The 25,684-nt window shown below is 66.5% G+C and carries 20 protein-coding genes; 11 read left to right on the top strand and 9 right to left on the bottom strand.

Annotated elements, in window-relative coordinates:
- Together AC06G6_RS13440 and AC06G6_RS13435 are read left to right on the top strand one after the other, a co-directional pair.
- Positions 1 to 771, top strand: coding sequence for an ABC transporter ATP-binding protein (locus tag AC06G6_RS13440; RefSeq protein ID WP_479822800.1), 771 nt, complete (start codon positions 1 to 3; stop codon positions 769 to 771).
- A complete protein-coding gene (locus AC06G6_RS13435) occupies positions 768 to 2,981 on the top strand; it encodes a glycosyltransferase family protein (protein ID WP_479822798.1) in 2,214 nt (737 codons plus the stop codon). The genes AC06G6_RS13440 and AC06G6_RS13435 overlap by 4 nt, the downstream gene beginning before the upstream one ends.
- A 121-nt stretch (positions 2,982 to 3,102) precedes the next feature.
- Here AC06G6_RS13435 and AC06G6_RS13430 read toward each other — a convergent pair whose 3' ends face one another.
- The 4 genes from AC06G6_RS13430 to AC06G6_RS13415 all read right to left on the bottom strand — a co-directional run bounded on the left by AC06G6_RS13430 (position 3,103) and on the right by AC06G6_RS13415 (position 6,603).
- Positions 3,103 to 3,963, bottom strand: coding sequence for a glycosyltransferase family 2 protein (locus tag AC06G6_RS13430; RefSeq protein WP_479822796.1), 861 nt, complete (start codon positions 3,961 to 3,963; stop codon positions 3,103 to 3,105).
- Positions 3,960 to 4,472, bottom strand: coding sequence for a GtrA family protein (locus AC06G6_RS13425; protein WP_479822794.1), 513 nt, complete (start codon positions 4,470 to 4,472; stop codon positions 3,960 to 3,962). Before AC06G6_RS13425 ends, AC06G6_RS13430 begins: the two co-directional genes overlap by 4 nt.
- 129 nt (positions 4,473 to 4,601) lie before the next feature.
- The gene (locus tag AC06G6_RS13420; RefSeq protein ID WP_479822792.1) at positions 4,602 to 5,537 is read right to left on the bottom strand and encodes an NAD-dependent epimerase/dehydratase family protein; all 936 of its coding nucleotides are present in this window, start codon (positions 5,535 to 5,537) and stop codon (positions 4,602 to 4,604) included.
- Positions 5,538 to 5,547: 10 nt separating this feature from the next.
- Positions 5,548 to 6,603, bottom strand: a complete 1,056-nt coding sequence (locus tag AC06G6_RS13415) for a glycosyltransferase (RefSeq protein ID WP_479822790.1) — start codon at positions 6,601 to 6,603, stop codon at positions 5,548 to 5,550.
- A gap of 248 nt (positions 6,604 to 6,851) precedes the next feature.
- Between AC06G6_RS13415 and AC06G6_RS13410 the strand changes: the two genes are divergently transcribed.
- The 4 genes from AC06G6_RS13410 to AC06G6_RS13395 all read left to right on the top strand — a co-directional run bounded on the left by AC06G6_RS13410 (position 6,852) and on the right by AC06G6_RS13395 (position 12,306).
- A complete protein-coding gene (locus AC06G6_RS13410) occupies positions 6,852 to 9,059 on the top strand; it encodes a hypothetical protein (RefSeq protein ID WP_479822788.1) in 2,208 nt (735 codons plus the stop codon).
- 61 nt (positions 9,060 to 9,120) lie between these two features.
- Positions 9,121 to 9,822, top strand: coding sequence for a glycosyltransferase family 2 protein (locus AC06G6_RS13405; protein WP_479828673.1), 702 nt, complete (start codon positions 9,121 to 9,123; stop codon positions 9,820 to 9,822).
- A gap of 2 nt (positions 9,823 to 9,824) precedes the next feature.
- Positions 9,825 to 10,262, top strand: coding sequence for a DUF2304 domain-containing protein (locus tag AC06G6_RS13400; protein WP_479822786.1), 438 nt, complete (start codon positions 9,825 to 9,827; stop codon positions 10,260 to 10,262).
- A 166-nt stretch (positions 10,263 to 10,428) separates the two neighbouring features.
- Positions 10,429 to 12,306, top strand: coding sequence for a DUF7657 domain-containing protein (locus AC06G6_RS13395; protein WP_479822784.1), 1,878 nt, complete (start codon positions 10,429 to 10,431; stop codon positions 12,304 to 12,306).
- Between the two features lie 53 nt (positions 12,307 to 12,359).
- On the opposite strand, the gene AC06G6_RS13390 is transcribed toward AC06G6_RS13395, so the two are convergent.
- Together AC06G6_RS13390 and rfbA are read right to left on the bottom strand one after the other, a co-directional pair.
- Complete coding sequence (locus AC06G6_RS13390; RefSeq protein ID WP_479822782.1) at positions 12,360 to 13,874, bottom strand: DUF2142 domain-containing protein; 1,515 nt, start codon at positions 13,872 to 13,874, stop codon at positions 12,360 to 12,362.
- Between the two features lie 53 nt (positions 13,875 to 13,927).
- A complete protein-coding gene (gene rfbA / locus AC06G6_RS13385; protein WP_479822780.1) occupies positions 13,928 to 14,797 on the bottom strand; it encodes a glucose-1-phosphate thymidylyltransferase RfbA in 870 nt (289 codons plus the stop codon).
- A 57-nt stretch (positions 14,798 to 14,854) separates the two neighbouring features.
- On the opposite strand from rfbA, the gene rfbB reads away from it, so the two are divergent.
- On the top strand, positions 14,855 to 15,853 hold the full coding sequence (gene rfbB / locus AC06G6_RS13380; protein ID WP_479822778.1) for a dTDP-glucose 4,6-dehydratase: 999 nt from the start codon (positions 14,855 to 14,857) through the stop codon (positions 15,851 to 15,853).
- A 3-nt stretch (positions 15,854 to 15,856) separates the two neighbouring features.
- Entirely contained in the window at positions 15,857 to 17,266 is a 1,410-nt protein-coding gene (locus AC06G6_RS13375) for a sugar nucleotide-binding protein (protein ID WP_479822776.1), read from the top strand.
- 85 nt (positions 17,267 to 17,351) lie between these two features.
- On the opposite strand, the gene AC06G6_RS13370 is transcribed toward AC06G6_RS13375, so the two are convergent.
- From AC06G6_RS13370 to AC06G6_RS13360, 3 genes are all read right to left on the bottom strand, one after another.
- Positions 17,352 to 17,921, bottom strand: coding sequence for a GtrA family protein (locus tag AC06G6_RS13370; RefSeq protein WP_479822774.1), 570 nt, complete (start codon positions 17,919 to 17,921; stop codon positions 17,352 to 17,354).
- Entirely contained in the window at positions 17,918 to 19,594 is a 1,677-nt protein-coding gene (locus AC06G6_RS13365) for a DUF2142 domain-containing protein (RefSeq protein ID WP_479822772.1), read from the bottom strand. Before AC06G6_RS13365 ends, AC06G6_RS13370 begins: the two co-directional genes overlap by 4 nt.
- A gap of 82 nt (positions 19,595 to 19,676) precedes the next feature.
- On the bottom strand, positions 19,677 to 22,097 hold the full coding sequence (locus AC06G6_RS13360) for a GH25 family lysozyme (RefSeq protein WP_479822770.1): 2,421 nt from the start codon (positions 22,095 to 22,097) through the stop codon (positions 19,677 to 19,679).
- A 557-nt stretch (positions 22,098 to 22,654) separates the two neighbouring features.
- Between AC06G6_RS13360 and AC06G6_RS13355 the strand changes: the two genes are divergently transcribed.
- Genes AC06G6_RS13355 through AC06G6_RS13345 form a run of 3 tightly spaced genes read left to right on the top strand, consistent with a single transcriptional unit; the run spans position 22,655 to position 25,670 of the window.
- Positions 22,655 to 23,878, top strand: coding sequence for a TadA family conjugal transfer-associated ATPase (locus AC06G6_RS13355; RefSeq protein WP_479822768.1), 1,224 nt, complete (start codon positions 22,655 to 22,657; stop codon positions 23,876 to 23,878).
- Complete coding sequence (locus tag AC06G6_RS13350; protein WP_479822766.1) at positions 23,878 to 24,732, top strand: type II secretion system F family protein; 855 nt, start codon at positions 23,878 to 23,880, stop codon at positions 24,730 to 24,732. Before AC06G6_RS13355 ends, AC06G6_RS13350 begins: the two co-directional genes overlap by 1 nt.
- Entirely contained in the window at positions 24,729 to 25,670 is a 942-nt protein-coding gene (locus tag AC06G6_RS13345; RefSeq protein WP_479822764.1) for a type II secretion system F family protein, read from the top strand. The genes AC06G6_RS13350 and AC06G6_RS13345 overlap by 4 nt, the downstream gene beginning before the upstream one ends.
- Positions 25,671 to 25,684 lie beyond the last annotated feature (14 nt).

Genomic DNA, 25,684 nt, shown 5'->3' with positions numbered 1-25,684 from the left:
ATGACCTCGCACGGCCATGTGGCCATCAGCTGCATCGACCTCCGGAAGCAGTTCGTCCTGCGCCACACCCGTTCCCTCAAAGAGGCCCTGGTCTGGCTGGTCAAGGGCCGGAAGGGCGACCTGTCGAAGAAGTTCCTGGCACTGGACAACGTGTCGCTGGAGGTCAGGCAGGGCGAGACCGTCGCGCTGATGGGCCTCAACGGGTCCGGGAAGTCGACCCTCCTGAAGCTCATCTCCGGCGTCCTGCAGCCCGACGGCGGAACGGTGCGCACGCGCGGCCGGGTGGCCGGGCTCATCGAAGTCGGCGCGGGGTTCCACCATGACCTCAGCGGACGGGACAACGTTTACCTCAACGGCGCCATCCTCGGCATGACCGAAAAGCAGATCGACGAGAAGTTCGACTCGATCGTGGAATTCTCCGAGATCGGCGAGTTCATCGACACCGAGGTGAAGTTCTATTCCTCCGGCATGTACCTCCGGCTGGCGTTTTCCATCGCCGTGCACACGGATCCGGAGGTCTTCCTGATCGACGAGATCCTCGCGGTGGGGGACGAGCCCTTCCAGCGCAAGTGCATCGCGAAGATCAAGGAACTCTCGGAAATGGGGAAGACCCTGTTCGTGGTGAGCCATGACCTGGACCTGGTCGCCACCGTCTGTGAGCGGGGCGTGCTGCTGGAGCACGGCAAGGTGGTCATGGACGGGGAAGTGCATGCTGTTGTGACGGAGCTGCGGCGGCGTTCGGCGCATGCGGAGTCCGAGGACAGTTTGTGACCCGCTTGCGCCAGCGCAGCGACCTCACCTGGCTGACAGCAACGGTCGTTGCCGCCTTCCTCGGCTCGCTGATTCCGCTCATCACCAATAACCGGTTCTACTACTACGACGACACCCAGGCCGGCGCGTTCGGCATCTGGTTCGAAATCGGAACCAAACTCAGCGCAGGGGAGTGGCCGCTCTTCAGCGACAGTGCGTGGGGGGCCGGGAACTATGCCGCCGAGGGGCAGTGGGGGATTTGGAACCCGCTCATCCTCCTCATCGGCTGGCTGGCCAGCCGCTCGGACAACATTGTCGTCTTCTCGACGATCCTCAAGATCACTTTCCTCTGCGTGCTGGCGGCCGGCACCTTCCTGCTGGCCAGAAGCTACAAGGCAAGCCCGGAATGGTCCGCGATCGCCGGCGTCGCAGTCACCCTGACCGGATTCACCGTGTACATCGACGCGGCGTCGTGGGTCACCGGACTCATGGTGTTCAGCCTGCTGCCACTCACCTGGTTCGGACTGCGCCGGATGGCGTTCGACGACGGCAATCCGTTCTGGGCGCTCGCTCCAGCCTATGTGCTGATAACCATCGGCTATGTCCACGGAACGCTCATGCTGGTCATCGTCTTCGCGGGGCTGCTGCTGGAGGCGTGGCTGCACGGGGGCCGCAGGGTTGCCCTCCGTCTGCTCCTCGCCGGCGCGGTGTGCGGGCTCATCGCGATGGCGGTGTACCTCCCCGGTGTTCTCACCGCCCCCGTGACGGCACGCTCCGGCGGAATCGCGAACAGCGGGTTCCTGACCCCTGACCTGACCGGACTCTTTACCGCCTGGGTGCCGGGCAGCCTGCCCCAGGTCACCGGCTGGTGGGGCGGGTTCGCTACGGTGCCCCTGCTGTACGTGGCCTGGTTCCTCCCGGTCCTCGCGATCGTGGACTACGCCAGGGTGAAGGCAGCCGGCAGGGAACTGGCAGCTCTCTGGGTTGTCGGGCTGCTGTCTTTGGCCCTGACCCTGGCACCCAGCGATTTGGGGCCGCTCCGCTTCCCCATCAGGATCATGCCGTACGTCTCCCTGGCCGTGCTGCTGGCGCTGTCGGTGATGGTCTCACGTTTCCGGGTGCCGGTCCTGAGCCGCGGGCGCCTGGTCGTCACAGCGGCGATTGTGCTCTCCGGGCTGTACCTCGCCTGGAGCCAGTTCCCGTCCTTCCGGATGGCGGCGCTCTTCGGGGTGCTGGCGGTCGGCGGAATCGCGGCCCTCCTCTTCTTCCTGTATTCCCCCCGCCTGCGGCCCGGTTTCAAAGGGCCCGTGGTGTTGGCCGGCGGGGTGGTGCTCCTAAGCATGGTCATTGCCGCGGGTCAGCATGTGGCCTTCAAATCGTCGCCGCTGCCTGACTACCGGATGCCGGACACCCCGGGCAGTTACTCCCGCCAGCTCCCCGACGCCAAGGGTGGCACCTTCATCGTGGGCGATCCCACCAAGCTGGGACCGGAGATCTGGAATGAGACGCTGGCGTCGAACGCCTGGTATTTGAACGCTGCCGAAGTCCAGAACCTGTACTCACCCATCATGTTCGCCAAATACGCTGAAGACCTGTGCATCTCGAGCCACGGCTGGACCTGTGGAGCGGCCGCCGGGAAGCTCTTCGAAACTGACGCTACGACGGGCAGGGTCCTCGCGGATCTCCTGTCCATCGACACGGTCCAAATCCTTCGCGATCCGGACCCTGCGTCCAACACGGCCTTCAACGGCGCCCCTCCGGAGGGATGGCACGAAGCCAGCAGGTCGGCGGACTCGGTCGTGTGGGTCCGGGACCAGCCCCGGCTCAACACCGGCCAGCTCGTCTGGACGTCCGAGGGAACAACGCTCTCACTGGTCTCGGAAAGCAGCCAGGAGGTTGTGATCCGGGTGGACCGGATGGGCGATGCGCCGGGCAAGGCCGTGCTCAGCAGGCTGGCGTGGCCCGGCTACGACGCCGACGGGGCCGACGTCGCGGCGCCGCTCCGCGGCTACCTTCTGGAACTGGACATCCCCGCCGGTTCGGCCGGACAAACCGTCACCCTGCGCTTCGAACCGCCCGGGTGGCCCGTTGTTGTCGGCTGCATGATTCTGGCCGTGGGGGTCACCGCGGCGTGGAGCGTCACAGAACTGGTCCTGAACCGCCAGCGGAGGCGCAACGCGCCGGCCGCGGAAACCGGGAGCGCCGTGAAAGCCGAGCGAGTGGCCACCTGACCGGCACCTCCCGGCAGGGCAAACCCCGGTCGCAGCAAAAAGCACTCCGGGGCGAATCACATCGTGACTAGCCCCGGAGTGCTTTTTCGTGCGCTGCCGGCGTGGGTGGCAGGTGGCCGGCCTAGACGGTGCTCTGCACGGCGTGCTGATGACCCATGCGCCGGTTTAGCCTGACATAGGCGAGGCGGCGCGCGTACGACATGGCGATGGCCTTGGCGTTGCCGACAGTGACATCGACCCAGCTCAACAGTGAGGGATCGTCCTTCCGGAGCTGGTTATGGAAGGCAATCGCCTGGTCGGACTGCTGGCGGGCCAGGCGCACACTCCACTGGCTTGCACTGATCCTGAAGGACGCCAGGGTCTCCCGGAGGGCGATGAAGTCGCCGTGGCGGCAGATGCGCACCAGGGTTGCCTCATCGATGAGATAGGGGTGGGAGTTGTCCCACCAGCCCTCCCTGGCCAGCAGGTCACGCTTGAACAGCGAGCAGGCGGGCTCACCAAAGATGTTGGACCCGGCAAGGACTGTCGCTCGAATGGCCTGGCGTCCGGTGACGCGCCCGTTGACGCCCTGCAGGCCGCGGCCCTTCAGGAACAGCCCGCCGTTGGCGTCGACGAGATCGCGGCGCGACGACACCATGACGGCGCCCGGGTTGTCTTCCAGGGCCCGGACCTGCAGCTCCAGCGCATCGGGCGTGATCAGGTCATCGCCGCAGACCAGCTTGAGGTAGTCACCGGTGGCCGCCTGGCTGACGCGGTTCCAGTTGGCCTGGGCACCGCCGCCGGTCGGCGTGGGCGTCAGGATCCGTACTTTGGGGTTGTCCGCGAACCGGGCAATCACGTCTGCCGTGCCGTCGATCGAGGAATGGTCGGCAATCACCACCTCGTAGTCGTCGAACGTCTGGTTCAACACCGAGCGCAGGGTCTCTTCGATGTACTGGACATTGTTGTACGCCGGAATGACGATCGAGACTTTGGGGCTCATGGGGTGCTTTCCTCGGTGGCTTTCTTGGGGGACACGGGTTCAGGGCTCCGCCGGAAGGAGAAATACTTGTGGCCGAAGTAGTTGATGATAACCGTCACGCAGGTAATGGCGATCTGGGAAGGAATCTGGGGGTACCCGAGCACCTCGTGGGCCACCAGCAGCAGCGCCATGTTCGTGAAGAACATCGTCAGATTGACCAGGGTGAACCTGCCAAGATCCAGCCAGAAGTGGCCTTTGACCCGGAAGACCAGCTTCCGGTAGACAAAGAAAACGGCGATCAGGGAAATGACGAAGGCGATACTCAGAACCACCGGCGAGGGCAGCTCCGGATACAGCCACGCAACGGCGATGAAGAGGCCCGTACTGAAGGCTGTGTTGGCGCCGCCGACCAGCAAAAAGGCCACGCGCTGGTCCTTGACGATCCTCAGCAGGGGACCGGGGGGACCGTTGTGGATACCCTTGACAGCCTCCTCGGGAACAGCCTTCCCGGGCGTTTCGGGCTGCTTCATGGTACGCACCTATTCCTTGGACTCTTGGGGCCGACAACCGGCAAACACACACCCTAGACTACCGAAGTGCGGCAACACCGTCACAACGGGACGGCCCGGCCGGGCGTTCGGGAGCCGTTTCAGAGGCGGTCAGAGCTGACCCGCGAGGGCCAGGCGCTGGACCTCCTGCACGGTGGTGTTGATGCCCACCGCCAGCGGTGTGACGGGGTGCGCGTCGAGCTCCGGCCAGACGACGGACCTCAGGCGAAGATCGTGAGCCTGGGCCTTTGCGAACGGGGAGGCGCCCAGAACGATCAGGGGGCGGCGCTTGAAGATCGCACGGCAGGCACCGATAAGGTTGCCGATGGTGTCGGCCCGCTGGGAGGCCAGGATCTTCACGACGGCCTCCCCCGGGTGGACGTCGGGGAGGAGCAAACGGTCCAGCCCGTCCGCGACCAGCCGGCTCGCGTCGTCGATGAACAGATAGTCCCGCAGGGTGTCCAGCGACACGTAGACCGAAACCGGCGCGCCCGTGAGGTGTGCCTTGGCAAACACGGAGATAAGGCCCTGCGGCTTCCGCAGGTTTTGGCCGGGGCCGTACAGGTTGCTGACCCTGCCAATGAGGGTACGGACCCCGGTACGCCGCGCGAAGTCAGCGACGGTCGCTTCGGCCCGGAGCTTCGCGAAGCCGTAGGGAGCCAGGGGCTGCACCGGGCTGTGCTCGGTGAACGGGGGAGTGCTGGACCCGGCGTAGACCCCGCCGGCGGAGGACGCCAGGAACATGGCCCCGTTTTCCCCGTCGGCGTCGCAGAGGATTTCTTCGAACACCTCAAGTGCCCGGGCGAACAGGGTCAGTTCCGCTTCGAGGGCCTCGGGCGAGGTCCCGGTGACACCGGCGCCGGCGCACCAGGCAACCGTCCAAGGCCCTGACGCCGCGGCTTCACGGAGACATTCGGCACCCTCCCGGAATGCTTTGAGCGCTGTCTCCGGATCGGACCAGGGGATCGTGCTGGTGAGGACCGGGACGCCGCGGGACTGGAGTTCTCTGACGACGGCCTTGCCGAGGAGTCCCCCGGCGCCGATCACCCAAGTGGGCCTAGCCTGCATCTGCCACCGGGCCGGAGGGCAGCGTCGCCGGCGCCTTGTGCACGGTCTTGCCGAGCGGGCCCAGTGCCGGATCGCTGACAATCAGGTACGCGGGCTTCCCCATGGCCATATTGACGTTCACGCCCACGTATTCCGCGATGACCCCGAGGGCAAACAGGATCGCCCCGGTGCTGACTAGCAGGACCACCATGGTCGATGTCCAGCCCTGCTGTCCGGCGCCGTGGCCGGTCATGTACGCGATCACGAAGTAGATGGCGAGCCCGATGCCCGCGAGCGCGAAGACGGCCCCGACCAGGCTGACCAGGCGAAGTCCGCGTGTGCCGCTGGAGATCACCATGCGCCAGAAATGGGAGAGCAGCGTGCGCAGGCGGTAACCGGACCGGCGGTCGCCCTCCTCGCGCAGCATCACCGGGCAGGTCGCCGTCTTATCGGCTATCCAGCCCATCGCGACGTCGAGGTAGACGCCGTGGCCGGCGTAGGCGGCAACCGAGCGCGCGACTTCGCCGGTCACCAGGCGGAAGCTCTGGTAGCTCGTGGCGTCGTCGCTGGAGAGCATAAAACGAACCGTGCGCTTGGCACTCTTAGATGCCATGTTCCGGAGGAAACCATGCGGGGCAGGGTTGCTGGGCATCGCGTACGTGACGGACGCGTTCTCGGCCATGGCCGTGTCGAGCATGTCCCCGATGGCCGCGGGATCATGCTGTCCGTCCTCGTCCATTGTGACAACCCAGTCGCCGCCGGCGGATGCCATCCCGGCCAGCGTGGCGGCATGCTGCCCGAAGTTCCGGCTCAGCCAGACGCCACGGACGATGTCGATGGACGTCGTGAGGGACCGGATGACGGCGGCCGAATTGTCGGGACCGTGGTCGAAGACCAGCAGGACTTCCGAGATCACGTAATCGTGGCCGCCCTTGGTGGTGGACACATCCCGGTAGGGGAGAAGTTCGTTGACCACTTCGACCAGAGTCTTCTCGCCTTGGTACACGGGGATAACCACGGATATGCGATGGGGCGTCGAGTTGGTCTCTGGTTGAGCGAGTGTCATATCAGGAGATTCTACCGGCTCCCGTCCTCACCGGTGGCGCAGGGACTCTCCGGCGGAACCTGTGCGCGCCGTGCCGGGGGCGTTGTTTGGAGCCCGGGAAAGGCCACTCGGGTAATATGAACCTGTCCCTCGCGCGCCGTCCTGCGGTGGACGCATGCCCAAACTGAACGGATCGTGAATTGCAGCCTTCCCTACCGTCCTCGTCGAGCAACAGGAAATGGCTACTGCTGACCGCCGGATCAGTGTTGGTGCTGAGTCTTCTTCCGCTTGTATTCTACGGCCGCTTCTACTTCCAGGACGATACCGAAAACGGCGCTTACGGCGTCTGGTACCACCTCGGCGAAAGTCTTTTCCAGGGGCAGGTGCCGGTTCTCAACCCTTCCGTCTGGTCCAGCGGCAATTACATCGCCGAGGGGCAATGGGGCACCTGGAATCCGCTGGTCATGCTTTTCGGCGTGCTCGCCTACATCAGCCCGAATGCGGTGGTGCTGACCACAGCGCTTAAGGTCGCCATGTTGGTGGCCGCCGGCATGGGAACCTTCGTTTTGGCACGGAGCTACTCCCTGCCCCCGGAGTGGGCATTCATCGCCGGCATTGCCGTGCCGCTGAACGGGTTCACGATGTACTTTGATGCGCCCTCCTGGGTGACAGGGGCGCTCGTGTGGGCCATCTTCCCCTTCTTCTGGGCCGAACTGCGGCAACTGATGGCCGGGAAGAGGAACCCGTTCTGGGCCTTTATCACCGGCTACCTGATCGTCACGGTGGGCTATGTGGCCGGCACCGTGGCGGTCGGCTTCATCCTGCTGGCCGTCGGCATTGAGACGCTGATCCGCAAGGCGTGGCGGCCTGCCGTCCGCATTGCGGTGACCGGCGTGTCGATGGGACTCGTGGCGGTTGTGGTGTTCCTGCCCGGTGTGCTGACCGCGGCGGTGACGACGCGTGGAACCACGGGCATTTGGAACGACGATTACATGAGCATCGATTTCAACAGCCTCCTGATGGCACCGATTGCCACCGCCTATCCCCAGCTCCTGTCGTGGTGGTGGGACGGCACCGGCGCCACCAGCCCCGCGGCGTACATCGCATGGTTCCTGCCGGCCATCGCTTTCGTGAGCTGGAGCCGCTTCAAGAAGCTGACTCCCGAGCTGCGCGACCTCTTCTTCTTCCTGGCCGCCGCCGTCGCCTTCGTCCTGCTGCCGACGACGATCGGGCCCCTTCGGTACCCCGCACGGTTCATGCCGTATGTCGCAACCGGCGCTGTGCTCCTGGTGATCGTGGCACTGGCACGGGCACGGCGGCCGCACATCGGGCGCCCGTCCCTGTACTTCGCGCTCGGCCTGGTGGTGCTCGGGTCCTACCTTGGCTGGGCACAGGTCCCTTCGCGCTATTTCACCATCTTTGCCGCGGCCGTCGTCGTCGTCGTGGCGCTCGTGGCGCTGTGGTGGCTCCTGAACCATCCGGAAGCGCAGGCTCACCGGTGGAACAAATTCGGTCTCAGCGCCCTGTCCCTGATTGCAATCGGGGTGTTGCTGGCAACGACCGCAACCACGCTGCTGCAGCACCGGACGTCCAACAAGAGCGGCCTGTCCATCGCCAACCAGCCGGCAGATGTCTCCACCTACAAGGGCGTGCTCCAGGGTGTCGAGAACGACGTGCTGGTGGTCGGCGACGCCCTGGACTACCCCCAGGAGAAGGAGACCTGGGAGCAGACCCTCATGGCCAATGCCTGGTACCTGAGCGACGCCAGCGTGCTGAACCGCTACCAGCTGGTGGGTTTCTCGAAGTTCAACGAGCTCCTGTGCCTGCGCTACCTGGGGGGCACCTGCCCGGAGCTGGCAGAGCGGCTCTTCAACCGCAGGGCGGAGACGGGCCTGATGCTCGTTGATGAGCTGCACATCGACAATGTGCAGATCCTCAAGGAGTCATTCAACAAGCCGCAGGTGGCCAAGGCGTCCAACAACTATGTAACCCGGGATGAGGAACTGGAGATCCCCGCCGTTCCTGCCGGCTGGCACGTCGCCGCGGAGAGCGAAGGCACCGTGCTGTGGAGCCGGGACGTGCCGCTTGGCCCGGCCGGCGGCCTGAGCTGGAGCCAGCCCGGCACACGCCTGACCGAAGTCTCAAGGGACGACACCAAGATCGTGCTGAAGGTCGATGAGGTTCCGGCCGGCGGCGGCCGTGCGGCCCTGAGCCGGCTGCCCTGGCCGGGCTATACCGTGGATGGGGCAGAATTGATGAAGCGTCCCGTGGGCGGGTACCTGCTCGGCCTGGAAGTCCCGGCGGATGCCCAGGGCAAGCTGATCACCGTCAGCTTTGAGCCGCCCGGCTGGCGGATCGGCATTCCCGTCTGGGCCGTGGCGGTCGCCGGCATGCTGGGCTGGAGCCTGGTGGCCATGTGGCGTTCACGCCGGGACCCTTCGGGGCAGCCGGAAAAAGTACACGAGGGGACGAAGTAGCAACATGACAGAAGTCGGGAGCAAAGTGCGTTTTCCAGCCGCGACCAGGGTTCTGGTGATCATGCCGGCGTGGAACGAGCGGGCCTGTATTGGCAACACCGTGCGGGAAGTCATCGACCTCGGACGGAACTACGACGTTCTCGTCGTCGACGACGGTTCCGAGGACGGCACCCCGGAACTGGCCGAGGCCGCCGGGGCGCATGTCCTTCGGCTGCCCTTCAACCTCGGCGTCGGCGGTGCGATGCGGGCGGGGTTCAAGTACGCGCACCGGATGGGCTATGACGCCGTCGTCCAGGTGGACGCGGACGGGCAGCACGACCCCAAGGACATTCCGGCGGTGATTGCCGGCCTGGAACACTCGGACATCTCGATCGGTGCCCGGTTCGCGGACAAAGGCCAGTACACCGTCAGCGGCCCCCGGAAATGGGCGATGCGCCTGCTGGCGGCCGTGATTTCCCGGATCGCGGGCACGGAGCTGACGGATGTGACGTCAGGGTTCCGCGCCGGCAACGTCCGCGCCATTTCCCAGTACCTGAAGCACTATCCCGCCGAGTACCTGGGTGACACCATCGACTCGCTGGTCGTGGCGATCCGGTCAGGGTGCGTGGTCTCCCAGACCGGCGTGGAGATGCGGCCCCGCCAGGGCGGGCAGCCCAGCCACAACCCGGCGAAGTCGGCAATCTATCTGGTCCGGTCGCTGCTGGCGCTGCTGTTTGCCATGACCCGCGGCAAAGCCCGCACCTCTCACGAAAGCGACATCTGACCGTGGAAAGCATTGCAGCCCTGATCTTCTCCCTGCTTGTCCTGGGCAGCGTGATCTTCCTGCTGCGCGGCAAGGGCCTGCGTGAAAAGTACGCGTTCCTGTGGCTGTTTGTCGGCATCGCGTGCCTCGTGCTGACGGCGATCCCGGGCATGCTGCGGGGGGTCACCGCCCTGATCGGTGTGCAGGTGCCGTCCAATCTGCTCTTTGCGATGGGCATTATCTTCCTGACCGGTGTCGCCCTGCACCTCTCGTGGGAGGTCTCCGTGCTGGAGGAGGAAGCGCGCACCCTGTCCGAGGAAACCGCGATCGGGCGGGTCCGGCTTGAGGAGCTCGAGCGTAAGGTTGAGGCCTTGTCGTCGACCGTCGGCAAGGCGGGCCGGAATGCTCCGGCCGCACCGTCGGCTCCGGCGGAATGGCAGTCACCGCGGCCAACTGATTGATCCACGGGATTGATCTGACTATCAGCCTCCCAGCACCACGTCCGGATGGACGTGCACGCGATGGTGTGGAGCGCATGGAGGAACTGAGTTGAAAATGCGATTTCCCACGCCCGTTGCCGAGGCAGGCGGCAGGTTCCGCCGTTGGGTTTGTGTCAATGACCGTGCGGTGCGCCTGATCACCGTGCTGGTCTTCGCGGTCTTCGTACTGTTCGGAATTACGACGTCGTCCGTCGGCATTTCAGAGCTTCGGCAGGATCCCGCCAACCCGCTGGGCTGGCAGTTCGGCAAATCCCGGCCGATCCGTTCCGATGAGATCCACGCCTTTTCGGCCATCGTGATCTCCATCCTCGCCACGCACGGCGCCCCGAGCCTCAGTCCGCTGGCCGCCCGGGCCGACCTGGTGCACCGGTTCCCGACCGACGGCTTCTTCGAGCAGTTCGTCTTTTTCGACTCGACCATGCTCCGCGCCGCCGCGGTCATTCCTGAGCACATGCTGTTCGCCGCGCACTGGTGGCTCCCGTCGCTGATCCTGCTGCTCGCCATGCCAACGTGGTTCCACCAGCTCGGACGCTCCCGGCGGTTCGGCTGGTTCGCTGCGATCCTGATTGTGCTCTCGCCGGCGAGCGCGTGGTGGTCCCTGATGCCGGTGGCGCTGATCGCCTACACGCTCGGCGGCTGCGTGCTGATGATCGCGGCCTTCCAGCGCTTCCAGAAAGGGCAGCGGCTCGCCCCCGTGGCGATGGCGGTCCTCGGCGGCATCCTGATCGCGGGCCTTCCCAGCTTCTATGCGCCGTGGTCGCTGCTGCTCGGCCTCCCGGTCCTGATCGGCTCGACGTTGTGGATCCTGCTGCGCGGCGGCGGATGGGCGCCCCGGCTGAAATCCGTCCTCATCACCGGCGGCACAGCCGTGGTCTTTGGCCTGGGAACGCTGTTTGAGAACCGGGAAGGGCTCCAGGCCCTGTTCAACACGGTCTATCCGGGCTCGCGGCGGGTGGAATCCGATCCCCAGCCCCTGGGCCGCCTTCTCGGGGCGCCGGCCCTGGGTCCGCTGCAGTACAGCGAACCGGTCGGCATCAACGCGAGCGAACTGTCTTCCTCGTTCACTGTCTTCTTCGTCTGGATCCTCGTTATCCTCCTGGCCGCACAGTGGCGGCTGACCTTCCGGGACAACATCGTCGAATGGACGTTCGGAACCTGGTCCGCCCTGTGGATCGTCTGGATCACCCTGGACCTGGGCCCGATGAGCCAGAAATTCCCGCTGCTCAACCTCGTCACGCCGCCGCGGGCAGGGCAGGTGGTGGGCGTCCTCGCGGTGATCCTCCTGGGCCTGCTGCTCAGCCGCTGGTCCCCGCCCGCCTCGTGGCGCGTCCCGCTCGTGGCCGGTGCGGCGTGCGGCCTTGTCACGGGCTACGCGGCGTCGCTGCTGAAGGCGTCGGACTTGCCGGCGCTGACACCCATGCTCATCCTCCTCGTGTCTGCCGCCGTCGGCGTCGCGGTAGCCGCCGTCACGAAGTACCCCCAGCGGCTGTGGCCCCTGGCGCTCTGCATTTTCCTGGCGGCGCTGCCGGTGGCCCGGGCGAATCCGGTGCTAGCCGGGCTGGGCGATCTGCGCGCTTCGGACACCGCACGGGCCGTGGCGGCGCAGGCACCTGCGGCGAGGTCCGAGGGAAAGCTCTGGGCCGCGGACAGTCCGTCCCTGAACACCCTGTTGCTGACCAACGGAATGCCGTCCCTCTCGGGGCTGCAGCGGTCGGGCCCGGACGTGGCGGCGTGGCAGAAGCTGGATCCCGAGTCGGCCTTCGCCAACAAATGGAACCGCGGGGGCGGCTACATCTTCTTCGCTTGGACCCCCGGCCACCCGACGAACTACATCACAAACGACTTCGACGCCGTCGGGGTCAGTATAGATCCCTGCACGCTCAAGAGCGCGTGGCAGAATCTTGACAAGATCGTGTCCTCCGTACCGCTGCAAGCACCGTGCCTGACCTTGGATTCCGAACTGCAGTGGGAGGGCAAGCCCGCCTACGTCTACGCCGTCCGCTGAGGGCAGGCGGAGCCACCGGAGCCGCGTGACAAGCGGTAAGGCAGGGGGAGGCCTCAGGCCGAAGGCCCGGCCGGACGGGTCTCCGCGCGGACGGCACGGTGCAGCAGCCAGAGCGCCAGAACCAGCATCACGGCGAAGCCGGCAAGGCACAGCATCGTGCCGCCCGGCGGCTGCCATGCCGGCTCGGTGAGCATCTCGGACCAGCGGCGGTCCACCGCCCAGCCGGTCACGTAGCGCCGCAGGGCGTGGGCAAAGGTCCAGAAGTGGAAGAGGGCGAGAACGACCGCCACGGCGTTCAGGATCGCCGCGGCATGCGGCGAGAAACCGCGCGCGTCCCTTCGGTCCAGGGCGAGGCCGCACACCATCAGCAGCGGGACGAAGACGGCGAGGATGTACCGGCCCTGCCAGACGATCCCGATCGTCTCGACCGCCTGTGCTTGGAGCAGCGGCGGAAGCAGCAGCAGGGCGGCGAGCAGGAAGACCGTGGCAGTCCGCCCGCGTCCCCTCGCCAGCACGAGGGCGGCCAGCACGAGCGCGGCGGCCAGCCCCAGCCAGAGCACAAACGCGGACATCGGTGCCGGTACTTCCAGCCAGCCGAACTGTCCGACGTATCCCGTGGCGTATAAGAGAGTCCGTTCAAGCATGATCACAGCACCTGTAAGCGGGGAGGAGCCTGCTGCCTCGAACGGATCGCTGGAGAGGCTGTCGTGCCGGGTGAGCCAGTAAAGGGCGAAGGCGCAGGACAATCCGATCGCCGCGGAACCGGCCCACACCCAGGCGTTGCGGCTCAACGCCTTGATCTGCGGCCAGGTGCCGAGAATGCAGGCGGTGATGGCCATCAGGGCCAGCCAGAGCAGGGACAAACCCTTGGTGTTCGCCAGCACGCAGGCCGCCACCGTAATGACGGGGACGTAACGCCGGTAGGCTCCCGGGTCGGCGGAGCGCTCCAGCAGAAGCACCAGGTTGGCCAGCAGCGCGGCCGAAGTGGCGTACTCCAGCGAGTTCGGGTTCACGGCCCCGTTGAGGAACAGAACCATCGGGGTCATCGCCGCGGCGGTGGCGGCCACGGCCCATTTCCGGCGCCGCAGCTGCGCGAGCGCCGAAAAGGCCGAGGCGAGGAACAGGCAGCTGAGCAGCGCGCTGACGAGGCGCATCCCGTACACGGCGCCGGCACCGTTGTTCACCAGCGACGGCAACCCAACCACCGCATAGTAGAGCGGGTTGTAGTTGCCGGCAGAGGTCCGGGCCTCCACCAACGCGCTCCGGTCACCGCTGAACGGCGGGACGCAGGACGGCGGAGTGTCAATCTTCTGGGCGAAGCAGCCGAAGGTGTCATAGTAGCCGATTCCGGCCGGCACCGTGACCAGCTGGAACGCGCCGCCGCCCGGCATTTCACGGCCGGTCAGCTCTCCGCGGACCACGGCGGCTGCCTTGATGACGTGGGCCGGTTCGTCCGGCGCCCCCATCAGGGGAGTGGCAAAGGTCCACGCGCTGGAAAGACCCATGAGCACCAGGAATGCCCACCAGAACGTTCGACGCCGGCCGATCCAGGCCGCACCTGCGGCCACGCGGCTACTGCCTGCGCTGTCACGGTCCGGGCGTTGACGCACCGGCGCCGGGGTCAACGACCGTCTTCCAGTAGACCGAGGAGGTAGCTGCCGTAGCCGCTCTTCATGAGCGGTTCGGCACGTTGGCGGAGCTCGTCGTCGCTGAGGAAGCCCAGGCGCCAGGAAATCTCTTCCGGGGCGCCGATCTTCAGTCCCTGGCGGTTTTCCGTCGTCCGGACGAAGTTGGAGGCGTCGTTCAGGTCGTTGAACGTGCCGGTGTCGAGCCAGGCGGTGCCGCGGGGAAGGATTTCCACGTGGAGTTTCTCGCGTTCGAGATACGTGCGGTTGACGTCCGTGATCTCCAGCTCGCCGCGCGCGGAGGGTTTGAGGTTCCGGGCAATCTCCACGACGTCGTTGTCGTAGAAGTAGAGGCCGGGCACGGCGTAGTGGCTCTTGGGCTTCGCGGGCTTCTCCTCGAGGGAAATGGCCTTGCCGCTGGCATCGAACTCCACCACACCGTACGACTTCGGGTCGGACACCCAGTATCCAAAGACGGCGCCGCCGTCGATGTTCTCGAAACGGCGCAGCTGGGTGCCCATGCCGTGGCCGTAGAAGATGTTGTCACCGAGAACCAGCGCAACGGGCTCGTTGCCGATGTGCTCTGCTCCGAGCACGAAGGCCTGCGCGAGACCATCGGGGGAGGGCTGCTGAAGGTAGCTGAGGTTCACACCGAACTGCGAGCCGTCACCCAGGAGGCGCTGGAACTGCTCGGCGTCGTGCGGGGTCGTGATGATCAGGATGTCACGGATGCCGGCCAGGATCAGCGTGGAGAGCGGGTAGTAGATCATTGGCTTGTCGAAGACCGGCATCAGCTGCTTGCTGACGCCAAGGGTAATCGGATGGAGCCGTGAGCCGGTACCGCCGGCCAGAATGATTCCGCGCATACAGGCCATCTTCTCTGCAAACTCGTGTATCGGCCAAATCCGGTAACCTTTGAAACTATGCAGCGACTACTAGTAACCGGCGGCGCCGGCTTCATCGGCTCCAATTTTGTCCACTACGTGTTGTCCACCACGGACAATTTCGTGACCGTCCTCGACAAGATGACGTACGCGGGCAATCTGGAGTCGCTCAAGGATCTTCCGGCCGACCGTTTCCGGTTCGTCAAGGGGGACATCTGCGACCAGCCGCTGGTCGATGAACTGCTGGCCGCCCACGACGTGGTGGTGCATTACGCCGCGGAATCGCACAATGACAATTCGCTGCAGGATCCGCGACCGTTCCTGGACACCAACATCATCGGCACGTACACCCTCATCGAGGCGGCCCGCAAGCACAACAAGCGCTTCCACCACATCTCGACCGACGAGGTCTACGGCGACCTGGAACTCGATGATCCGGAGCGGTTCACCGAAAACACCCCGTACAACCCCTCCAGCCCGTATTCCTCCACCAAGGCCGGTTCGGACCTGCTGGTGCGCGCCTGGGTCCGGTCCTTCGGGCTGCAGGCGACGATCAGCAACTGCTCGAACAACTACGGGCCGTACCAGCACGTGGAGAAGTTCATCCCGCGCCAGATCACCAACGTGATCGACGGGATCCGCCCGAAGCTCTACGGCAAGGGCGAGAATGTCCGCGACTGGATCCACGCGAACGACCACTCCTCGGCGGTGCTGGCCATTATCGACAAGGGTCTGATCGGCGAGACGTACCTGATCGGTGCCGACGGGGAGAAGAACAACAAGGAAGTTGTTGAACTCATCCTGGAGCACATGGGCCAGCCGCGGGACGCCTACGACCACGTGATTGACCGGCCCGGTCATGACATGCGCTACGCGATCGACTCCGCCAAGCTCCGGACCGAACTGGGCTGGCAGCCGCAGTTCTCGAACTTCGACGCAGGCATTGAGGACACCATTGAGTGGTACCGGGCCAACGAGGACTGGTGGCGGCCGCAGAAGGCCGCGACGGAAGCCAAGTACAAGGAACAGGGCCAGTAGAACGTGCCGATCGAATTCTCCAAGCAGCTGACGGCGCACCAGACGCCCATTCCCGGCGTCGTGCTGTTCGACCTTCCGGTCCACGGCGACAACCGGGGCTGGTTTAAAGAGAACTGGCAACGGGAGAAGATGAGGGATCTCGGGCTGCCCGATTTCGGGCCGGTCCAGAACAACATCTCCTTCAACGACAAGGCCGGAACCACCCGGGGCATCCATGCGGAGCCCTGGGACAAGTTCGTCTCGGTGGCCTGCGGACGTATCTTCGGCGCCTGGGTGGATCTGCGGGAGGGCCCCAGCTTCGGCACGGTGTTCACCGCCGAGCTGGATGCGGGCAAGGCGATCTACATTCCGCGCGGGGTCGCCAACTCGTACCAGACCCTTGAGGATGACACCTCGTACGTTTACCTGGTCAACGACCACTGGTCCGCGGATGCGGAATACACCTTCCTGAACCTTGCGGACGAGACCGTCAGCATTCCCTGGCCCATTCCCCTGGACCAGGCTGAGCTGTCGGACAAGGACAAGGCCCACCCGCGGCTGAAGGACGTCGTCCCGATGCCGCCGCGGCGCACGCTGGTGCTGGGAGCCGGCGGACAGCTGGGCAAAGCATTGCGGGCCGCGTACGCCGGCGACACGAGCGTGGAGTTCGCGGACCGCAGCGAATTCGATGTGGCCGATCCGGCGTCGTATACGGGCCGGAACTGGCGGCGGTACTCCGCCATCATCAACGCGGCCGCGTACACCGCGGTGGATGACGCGGAAACCGACGAGGGCCGGAGCGCGGCCTGGGCGCTGAACGTCACCGCCGTCGCCGAACTGTCCAAAATTGCGGCGCGCTACGGGCTCGTGCTGGTGCACGTTTCCAGTGACTACGTTTTTGACGGCTCCATGAAGAGCCACAGTGAGGACGAGGGGCCGGCCCCGCTGGGGGTCTACGGCCAGACAAAGGCCGCCGGGGACGCCGTCGTCAGCGTTGTCCCCAGCCACTACATCGTCCGCACCAGCTGGGTCATCGGGGAGGGCAGTAACTTCGTCCGCACCATGGCGGCGCTGGCGGCCAAGGGGGTCACCCCGACGGTCGTCGATGACCAGGTGGGCCGGCTGACGTTTGCCGAGGACCTGGCCGCGGGCATCAGGCACCTCCTGCAGGTCAAGGCGCCCTTCGGCACCTACAACCTGACCAACGACGGCGAGCCCCAGTCCTGGGCCGACGTCGCCGCTGACGTCTTCGAACTGGCGGGGGCGTCCCGCGGGGACGTCACCGGTGTTTCCACCGAGGACTACTTCCGCGGGAAGGCAGCGGCACCCCGGCCGCTCAACAGCGTCCTGGAGCTGGACAAGATCAAAGCGACCGGGTTCACCCCGGCCGACGCGTCGCAGCGGCTGGCGGAGTACCTGCGCAGCCCCGTATAGGGCGACGCCGCTGGCAATGAGGAAGGCCCGGACTGGATCCCAGTCCGGGCCTTCCTCGTTGGGCCGGGGCTCCGGCCCGCTGCTGTCAGGAGGACTCCGGCAGCGTCCGTTCCGGGTCTTTCGAGGCCGTTGCCGGCTCCGCCGCGTCCTCCGCCGGGGACTGTGTCCCGGCCGGCTCGGCCAGCAGGTGCTTGTGCTCATGCGGCCCGTGGTGGGCCGGCTTCTTCCCGAACACCCAGTGCTGGTACAGGAAGAAGTTCCAGACCGTCATGGCGGCCGTGGAGATGACCTTGCCGCCCATGTAGCCCAGGACCGTGGGCGTCAGCAATTGCACGATGAGCACCGTGGCCAGGGTATTGGCGACCACCAGTATTCCGTAGCGGATCATGCTGACGTGGGTCCGGTGCGTGGATTCGAAGGAGAACTTCCGCTGCACCAGGAAATTGAAGACCAGGCTGCTCAGGAAGGCCGTGGCGCTGGCAATCCCGACCTCCCAGTGGAAGACCTCGTGCAGGAGGACCAGGAGGCCAAAATCGACGGCGAACGAGAGCCCGCCCACGATCAGGTAGCGGACGGCGCTGTGGCCGAAGAATTTAGCCAGCAGCCCGCGGGGCTTTTCTGCCGCCGCCGTGTCGGCGGGAGTCGTCCGGCTCATGGCGTGCCCAGCTTGACCGGTGCCCGGCGGTCGGTCCCGCTGGCGGGGGAGGCCGGGCCAGGGTCGTCGGGCCGGGTGGTGGAATCTGCGGCCGGCAGGGACGGCTGCACCGGTGCGGCGTCCGGGGAAGTGTCCGGGGCCGTATCCAGGGCATCAGGGGCTGCGGCCACCGAGTTGGAGCGAACATGGCGCAGCATAAGGAACGTGCCGAGAATGGTGCCGGCCGCAAAGACCGTCACGATCGTTAGGGTTCCCAGCGGAGGCTGCCACTGCGGGTTGTCGATCATGTCAGCCCACCGGATGTCCATGGCCAGGCCGGTGACGTAGCGCCGCAGGACCCAGATGAAGGTCACGACGTGGCACACCGCGAGCAGCACAATGAGGGTGTTGAGGGCGGGCACGGCGGGCGCCGGCCACGGCCGGGGATTCACGTTGTCCAGCGCGATGCCCGCGATCATGAGGCAGGGAACAAAAATCGCCAGGATGTAGCGGCCCTGCCACACCATTCCCTGGTCGGTGATGATGACGGCCTGCAGCAAAATGGGGAGCAGGAGCAGGGCCGCGGACACGAAAATGGTGGCGATCCGGTAGCGGCCCCGGCCGTAGATGATTCCCGCTAGGGCGGCGGAGAAGAAGACCGCGGTCCACAGGGCCATGACGCCGGTGGGGGCGTCGAGTTCGAGCCAGCCGAACTGGCCGATGTAGCCGTGCATAAAGAGGAATGTCTTGTCGATCATGATTTCAGCGCCGGCATCGAAACCCAGTCCGGCGCCGTCGAAGGGCTTGCTGGAGAGGCTGTCGTGGCTGGCGACCCACCAGAGGGCGAAGGCGCACGAGGCGCCGATGACCGCGGCACCGGCCCATACCGCCGGCCGGCGCAGCAGGGACCTGAGTTCGGCCGCGGTGCCGACGATGAGGACAGCGACGACGACGACGAGCAGCCAGAGCAGGGAGAGCGCCTTGGTGTTGGCCAGCAGCGCTGCCGCGACGGTCGTGGCGACCACCGGCACCACCAGTGCGCGTCCCCGAAGGGACCCCTTCAGGAGGAGGAGCAGGTTCGCCGCGATGGCGGCCGTTGTCCCGTACTCCAGGCTGTTCGGGTTGACGGAGCCGCTCAGGAAAAGAGTCATGGGCGTAACGGCGGCGGCCAGGGTGAGGATGGCCCACTTGTTCCGCGGCAGGCGGGACAGTGCTGAAAACGCCAGCGCCAGGAAGATGCTGGTGAGGAGGGCGCTCACGAGCCGCATGCCGTAGACGGCCTTGAATCCCGTGGCCAGCAGCGAAGGCCACCCGACGGCGGCATAGTAGACGGGGTTGTACAGGCCCGCGGTCGTCAGCCCCGACACCGTTTCGGAGGCGTCGTCGGGGATTCGCGGCGAGCACTTCGGGGTGGCCGCGAGGTCCCTCACGAAGCACGTGATCTGGTTCGTGTGCTCGATAAAGCGGGGAACCTGGACCGCCAGCAGCGGACCGCCCTCACCGGTCTGGGCGCCGACGAGTTCGCCGCGGACCACGGCGGCGGCCTTGACGATGTGGGCGGGTTCGTCCGGGATGGACGAGATCGGCGACGCCAACGCCCATCCGGAGCTCATCACGAAGATCACCAGCAGCGGCCACCAGAACCATCTGGCACCGGGGTTGCGGTCCGGTGGACTCAAGATGGCGTGCTTCAAGGTGCGGGCTCCTCAGGGAATGGCGGGCATCGTCCGTGCTGCTGACGGGTCTGCCTCAAGTCATGGCTCTATGTAGTCTAAGTCAGAGAACCACGGCCAGGGTGCGGGGAAGATAGCCCTCGCTGGTCTGCATGCCGGTTCCTGAATACGCCCAGAGGGATCCGTCCGGCCGCCGCGCGACCAGATCCGGGTTCGCGTCGCTGTTGAGGTTCCAGCCGTTGAGGATCCGGTCGTAGACGTTCCAGCCGGTCCCGATCCGGATGGTGGCGCCGGGTTTTCCGGTGCCGTCCCCGGGATAGAGCCACAACGTGCCGTCGGGCCTGCGGGCAAGAAGGTCGTTCCTGCCGTCAGCGTTGAAGTCGCCGGCGCCGACGAGCTGGTCGAAGGCCTCCCAGCCGTAGTCCCCGACCCTGACCGCGCCCTGGTAGCCGCTGCTGGTCGCATCGACCTTTCCGGTGCCCTGGTACAGCCACAACGAGCCGTTGGGCTTCCGCGCCAGGAGGTCGTTCCGGCCGTCGCCGTTCAGGTCCCCGGTTCCTGTGATCGTGTCGAAGACCTCCCAGCCGGCCAGGCCGATCTTGACGGCGCCGGCATAGCCGTTGCTGCCCGCATCCACGCGGCCCGTGCCCCGGTACAGCCACAGCGTCCCGTCCGGTTTCCTGGCCACGAGGTCGTTCCTGCCGTCGCCGTTGAAGTCCCCGACGCCGGCGAAGGCGTCGAAGGCGTCCCAGCCGTAGTCGCCGATCCGTTTCGGGGTTCCGTAGGCTCCTGCCCCGTTGCCCGGATAGAACCACAGGGTTCCGTCGGGCTTGCGGGCCAGCAGGTCACCCTTTCCGTCCCCGTTGAAGTCCTGGACCGCCACGAGCGCGTTGAAGGCGCCCCAGCCGTAGTCGCCGATTTTCCGGGCGTTCCCGTAACCCTGGTCCTTCATGGCGGTGCCGGCGTAGAAGTAGACGGCCCCGGTGGGGTCGCTGGCCACGAAGTCGGCCATCCGGTCGCCGTTGCCGTCGCCGGTCCCCACGATGTCGTTGTAGATTCCCCAGCCGGCCCCTATCTGGCGCCCGTTGACCAGGACGGCACGGCCGGTGTTGGAGTAAAGATACAAGTCGCCGTTGGGATGCCGGGCCGCGAGGTCGTTGGTGCCGTCACCGTCGAAGTCCTGGATCGCGATGAGCTGGTCAAAGATCTGCCAGCCGTGGTCGATCTTGCGTGCCGTGCCGGTCTGCCCGGCGCCGGTCCCCGAGTAGAGGTACAGGCTTCCGTCCGGGGTGCGTGCCGCCAGGTCGGTCTTTCCGTCGCCGTCGAAATCCCGGACGCCGAGGAGACTGTCAAAGGCGTCCCAGCCGAATTCCCCGATCCTGACGACGGGACGGTAGCCCTCGTCGGTGGCCGACACCCTGCCGGTGCCCGCGTAGAACCACAGTGAGCCGTCGAGCCTCCTCGCGACCAGGTCGTTCCTTCCGTCGGAGTTGTAGTCACCCACACCAAGGACCCGGTCATAGATCCCCCAGCCGGAGCCGATCCGCCGCCCGGCCAGGTACTGTCCGGCGCCGTTGCCTGGGTAGAACCAGAGCTCGCCGTCGGCCCTGCGCTGGATCTGGTCGGCCAGGCCGTCGCCGTCGAAATCGCCGGGCGAGACAAGCCTGCGTGTCGGATCGGTCGGGACCGGCGGGGCGGGCGGGGGCGGCGGGGGAGGTGGGGCACTGCCCGTGGCGAAGCGCTTGAGCGAGGTGTAGTCCCCGTTCCAGACGTTGGAGTCGCCGCCGTTGGCAAAGGGGCCGGACTCGCTGTACTGCCAGAAGCTGAAGTTGGCCCAGCTGGAGGGCAGGGCGCCCGGGCTGTCGCTGAACGAGCTGGGCCAGCGGGCGATCCACAGCGGCCAGTCGCCGAAACCGGAGGGTCCGCCGGTGCAGTAGTTCCACCATGTGGTGGTGGTGTACATGACCGGCAGCCGGCCGGTCAGGGCCTGCATGGTGTTGCCGAAGTCGCGGGCCCAGGACGTCAGCTGGGCGGGGGTCATGTCGTAGCAGGTGTTGCCCTGGTAGTAGCCGCCAATGGTCTGGCCGGCGTAGGGGTTTCCCTCAAAGTCGAGCACGGGAGGGAGGGTGTACCCGTCGGCGCTCCAGCCGCCGCCGTTCTGGACGAAGATCCGGGCCTGGTCGGCCCCGGAGGAGGCCGCCGGGTTGGCGAAGTGGTAGGCGCCGCGGATCATGCCAACAGCCCTGGAGCCCAGGTACTGGTCGCTGAATGTGGTGCTGGTGTAGTAGTTCCCCTCGGTGGCCTTGATGTAGGCGAAGCGGGCGCCCATGTTCCACTCGGTCTGCCAGTTGATGCCGGCCTGGTACTTGCTGACGTCGAGTCCCTGGACCCCGTAGCTGGGCGTCCAGGTGCCTTCGGTGGCCAGCGCCTCGGTGCCCGCGGCCTTGTCCCCGTCGAGCGATGCGTCGGCGGCGCGCGTTCCCTGCCCCATCTCCGCCCCGCCGGTCTTGGTGGCCTCGGCCATGGCGCTCCGGTAGGCCTCCGTGGATTTGTCAACCGTTGCCGGGGCACTGCTTGCCGCCGGCGTGGGGCCGGCGCCGCCGTGGCCAGGGCAGGCGTGGCCGGTGCCGCTGTCGCGGCACCCGTTGTGGAAGGGGTTGCCGTTGGTGCCGGCTCGACGGCGGCTGCCGGCGAGGCCAGGCCGGGGCCGGCGATCAGGGAGACGGCAAGCAGCGCGGCCCCGACCCGGCTGCCGAGGTGACTGTTGGGGGGAAGTAAGGTCCGCTTCATTTGCCGCTCCGGAACAACACGCTCATGGCAGTGTCATAGTGATCCCGCGCCCGGTGGATAGCAGACGAGGCTGCCCGGATGTGAGAATGTCTGACTTGTCGCGCTCACCCTAACACCGCCGGTTAAAAGGGACCAGAGTCTCTGTTGTTACTGGTGTGACAATTGTTGTGAATCGTGGTGTCGGTTTTCCACATGTGAGCCTGCGGGCCCTTGTCCGGAGGACCTCCCACCCATAGCTTTAAGCCAACTGCAGCGCCCCGGGACAGGGCGGCAGTCATATGGGGGGCCATCGTGGAGGCTGTACGCATTGTCGAGGACGAAGTCCGCGAATTGATGCGCCGGCGAGGCCTCGACCCGCTCAGGCAGGCCGGTGAAGTCCGCCGCCTCGTGGAGGCAGCGGTACTGGATTACGATGAGCGCGCCCTGCTGGGGCCACTCCCGCCGATCGGGCCGCTGGAGACCGCCAGAAGGTTCGTCTTTGACGCGGTGGCGGGGTTCGGTGCCCTGCAGCCCCTGCTGGACGACCCGGCCATTGAGGAAATCTGGCTCAACGCTCCCAACGAGATCTTCGTGGCACGGAACGGTGAGTCCGAGCTGACATCGGTCTCGCTCACGGACCAGCAAGTCCGGGACCTCGTGGAGCGGATGCTCAAGAGTTCCGGGCGCCGCCTCGACATGTCCTCTCCGTTCGTGGACGCCGCGCTGCCCGACGGGTCGCGCCTGCACGTCGTTATCCCGGACGTGACGCGGCGGCACTGGGCAGTCAACATCCGCAAGTTCGTGGTGAAGGCCAGCCGGCTCGAACACCTGGTGGAACTGGGCACGCTGACGCCGCAGGCGGCCCGGTTCCTCGGCGCTGCCGTGGCCAGTGGGCTGAACATCCTGGTCTCCGGAGCCACCCAGGCGGGCAAGACCACCATGCTCAATTGTCTGGCGGCCAGCATCGGAACCCGCGAGCGCGTCATCACTGTCGAAGAGATCTTCGAGCTGCAGTTTCCGCTGCGGGACGTTGTGGGGCTGCAGTGCCGGCAGCCGAATCTGGAGGGCGAAGGCGAAATTCCCATGCGCCGGCTGGTCAAGGAGGCCCTGCGCATGCGCCCCGACCGGCTGGTGGTGGGCGAGGTCCGGGAGGCCGAGAGCCTGGACATGCTGATCGCCCTGAACTCCGGGCTGCCCGGGATGTGCACCGTCCACGCGAACTCGGCCCACGACGCGGTGACCAAGATCTGCACGCTCCCGCTGCTGGCCGGCGAGAACATCTCCAGTGCCTTTGTGGTTCCGACGGTTGCTTCCTGCATCGACCTCGTGGTCCACTGCGCCCGCCACGCCAGCGGGCGCAGGGAAGTGACGGAGATATTGTCGTTGGGCCGGAGGGTGGAGAACGGCATTATCGAGTCGTCCATGGTGTTCGCGCTCGCTGACGGCCGGCTGCAGCCCAGGGCCAACTCGATGCCGTCGGCCGAGAAGTTTGCCCGGGCAGGGCACGACGTCGCCGCACTGCTGGAGCAGCGCTGATGGCGGCGCTGCTGGGCATGCTTGCCGGTGCCGGACTCCTGCTGATCTGGTGGTCCGCCTGGGAACAGCCGAAGGCGGCCAGACGCCGGCCTGGCCCCGGCCGTCTGGAGGATCTGCTGCGGTCCGCCGGAATCGAAAGGGTCAGCGGACCTGGCCTGCTGGCAAGCTGCCTCGGCGTTGGAGCGTTCACGACGCTCGTGTTCTTTGCGGTGACCCGGTCGTGGCCGATCGCGGGCTGTTTTGGCCTCTTTGGGGGCTGGCTGCCGTTGGCCATCGTGAAGTGGCGCGCGCGGAAGCGCACGGCTGTCCTGCGCCAGCTGTGGCCCGACGTCGTCGACCACCTCCGCTCGGCGATCCGCGCCGGCCTGTCGCTGCCGGAAGCCCTCATCCAGCTGGGCGACAAAGGCCCGGAAGAACTCCGTCATGTGTTCCGCGAGTTTGGCTCCGACTATCGCGCCGGAGGACAGTTCGATCCCTCCCTGACCCGGCTGAAGGATCGGCTGGCGGATCCGGTCGCCGACCGGATCGTGGAGGCGCTGCGGTTGACCAGGGAAGTGGGCGGTTCGGATCTCGGCCGGCTGCTGGGCACGCTGGCGGAGTTCCTGCGCGAAAGTGCCCGGACCCGGAGCGAGCTGGAGGCCCGGCAGTCCTGGACCGTCAACGCCGCACGGCTGGCGGTGGCCGCGCCCTGGATCGTCCTGATGCTGCTGGCCAGCCGGCCCGAGGCGGTGGCGGCCTACAACACGCCCCTCGGCGCCGCCGTTTTGATTGGCGGGCTGGCGGTGTCCCTGGTCTCCTATGCCGCCATGCTGCGCATTGGAGCGCTGCCGGCAGACGAGCGGGTCCTCCGATGACAGGGCAGATGGCGGCTGCCGCCGCCTGCGGCGTGGTCCTTGGCTGCGGTGCCTGGTTGTTGCTGATCAGGCTGCCGTTCCTGCGGCCGACCACCTTCGTGGAGCGCATCCGTCCGCAGCTTAAGTCCCACAACCTGGAATCCCGGCTCCTGCGCGCCGTGCCGCGAAACTTCACTCCGTTCGGTCCGCTGGAACGGATCCTGCGCCCGGTCCTTGGCGATGCCGTCTCGTGGCTGGGACGGCTGAACCCCGGCTCCGCCGCCCTGGACCGCCGCCTGGCGAGGGCCGGGGGCGACAAGTCGCCGGCGGACTTCCGGGCAGAACAGCTTCTCTGGGGCGCTGGCGGTTTTGTCGCGGCGGTCGGTGCTGTGACGGGCTTAGGTGCGGCCGGACGGTCCAGCCCCCTGCTCGCCGTCGTGCTGGTCCTTGGCAGCGCCGCCGGTGGATTTCTGCTGCGCGACTACCTGCTGGGCGCCCAGGTCAGGAAGCGCGAGGCGCGCATGATGGCGGAGTTCCCCAGCATCGCCGAGCTCATGGCCCTGGCCGTCAGCGCGGGAGAAAGCGCCACGGGGGCACTGGACAGGGTGTGCCGCAGTGCCCGGGGAGAGCTGTCCAAGGACTTCACCCGCGTCCTGGCAGAGACCCGGGCAGGGAAACCACTCGTAGAAGCCCTGCAGGAGTTCTCGTCACGGACGGAGCTTGGCCCGTTGCTGCGTTTCGTCGACGGGCTGATCGTGGCGGTCGAACGCGGGACGCCCCTCGCTGATGTGCTCAGGGCCCAGGCCCAGGACGTCCGGGACACGGCAAAGCGGGAATTGATGGAGTCGGCCGGCAAGAAGGAAATCGGCATGATGGTTCCCGTCGTTTTCGGCGTGCTGCCGCTGACGGTCGTGTTCGCAGTTTTTCCGGGGCTGGCCGCCATCAGCATGGGTCTGTAACAACCGCACCAGGA

The sequence above is a fragment of the Arthrobacter sp. CJL-S3 genome, from assembly GCF_056711635.1.
This window is presented reverse-complemented; position numbering and strand designations above follow the sequence as displayed.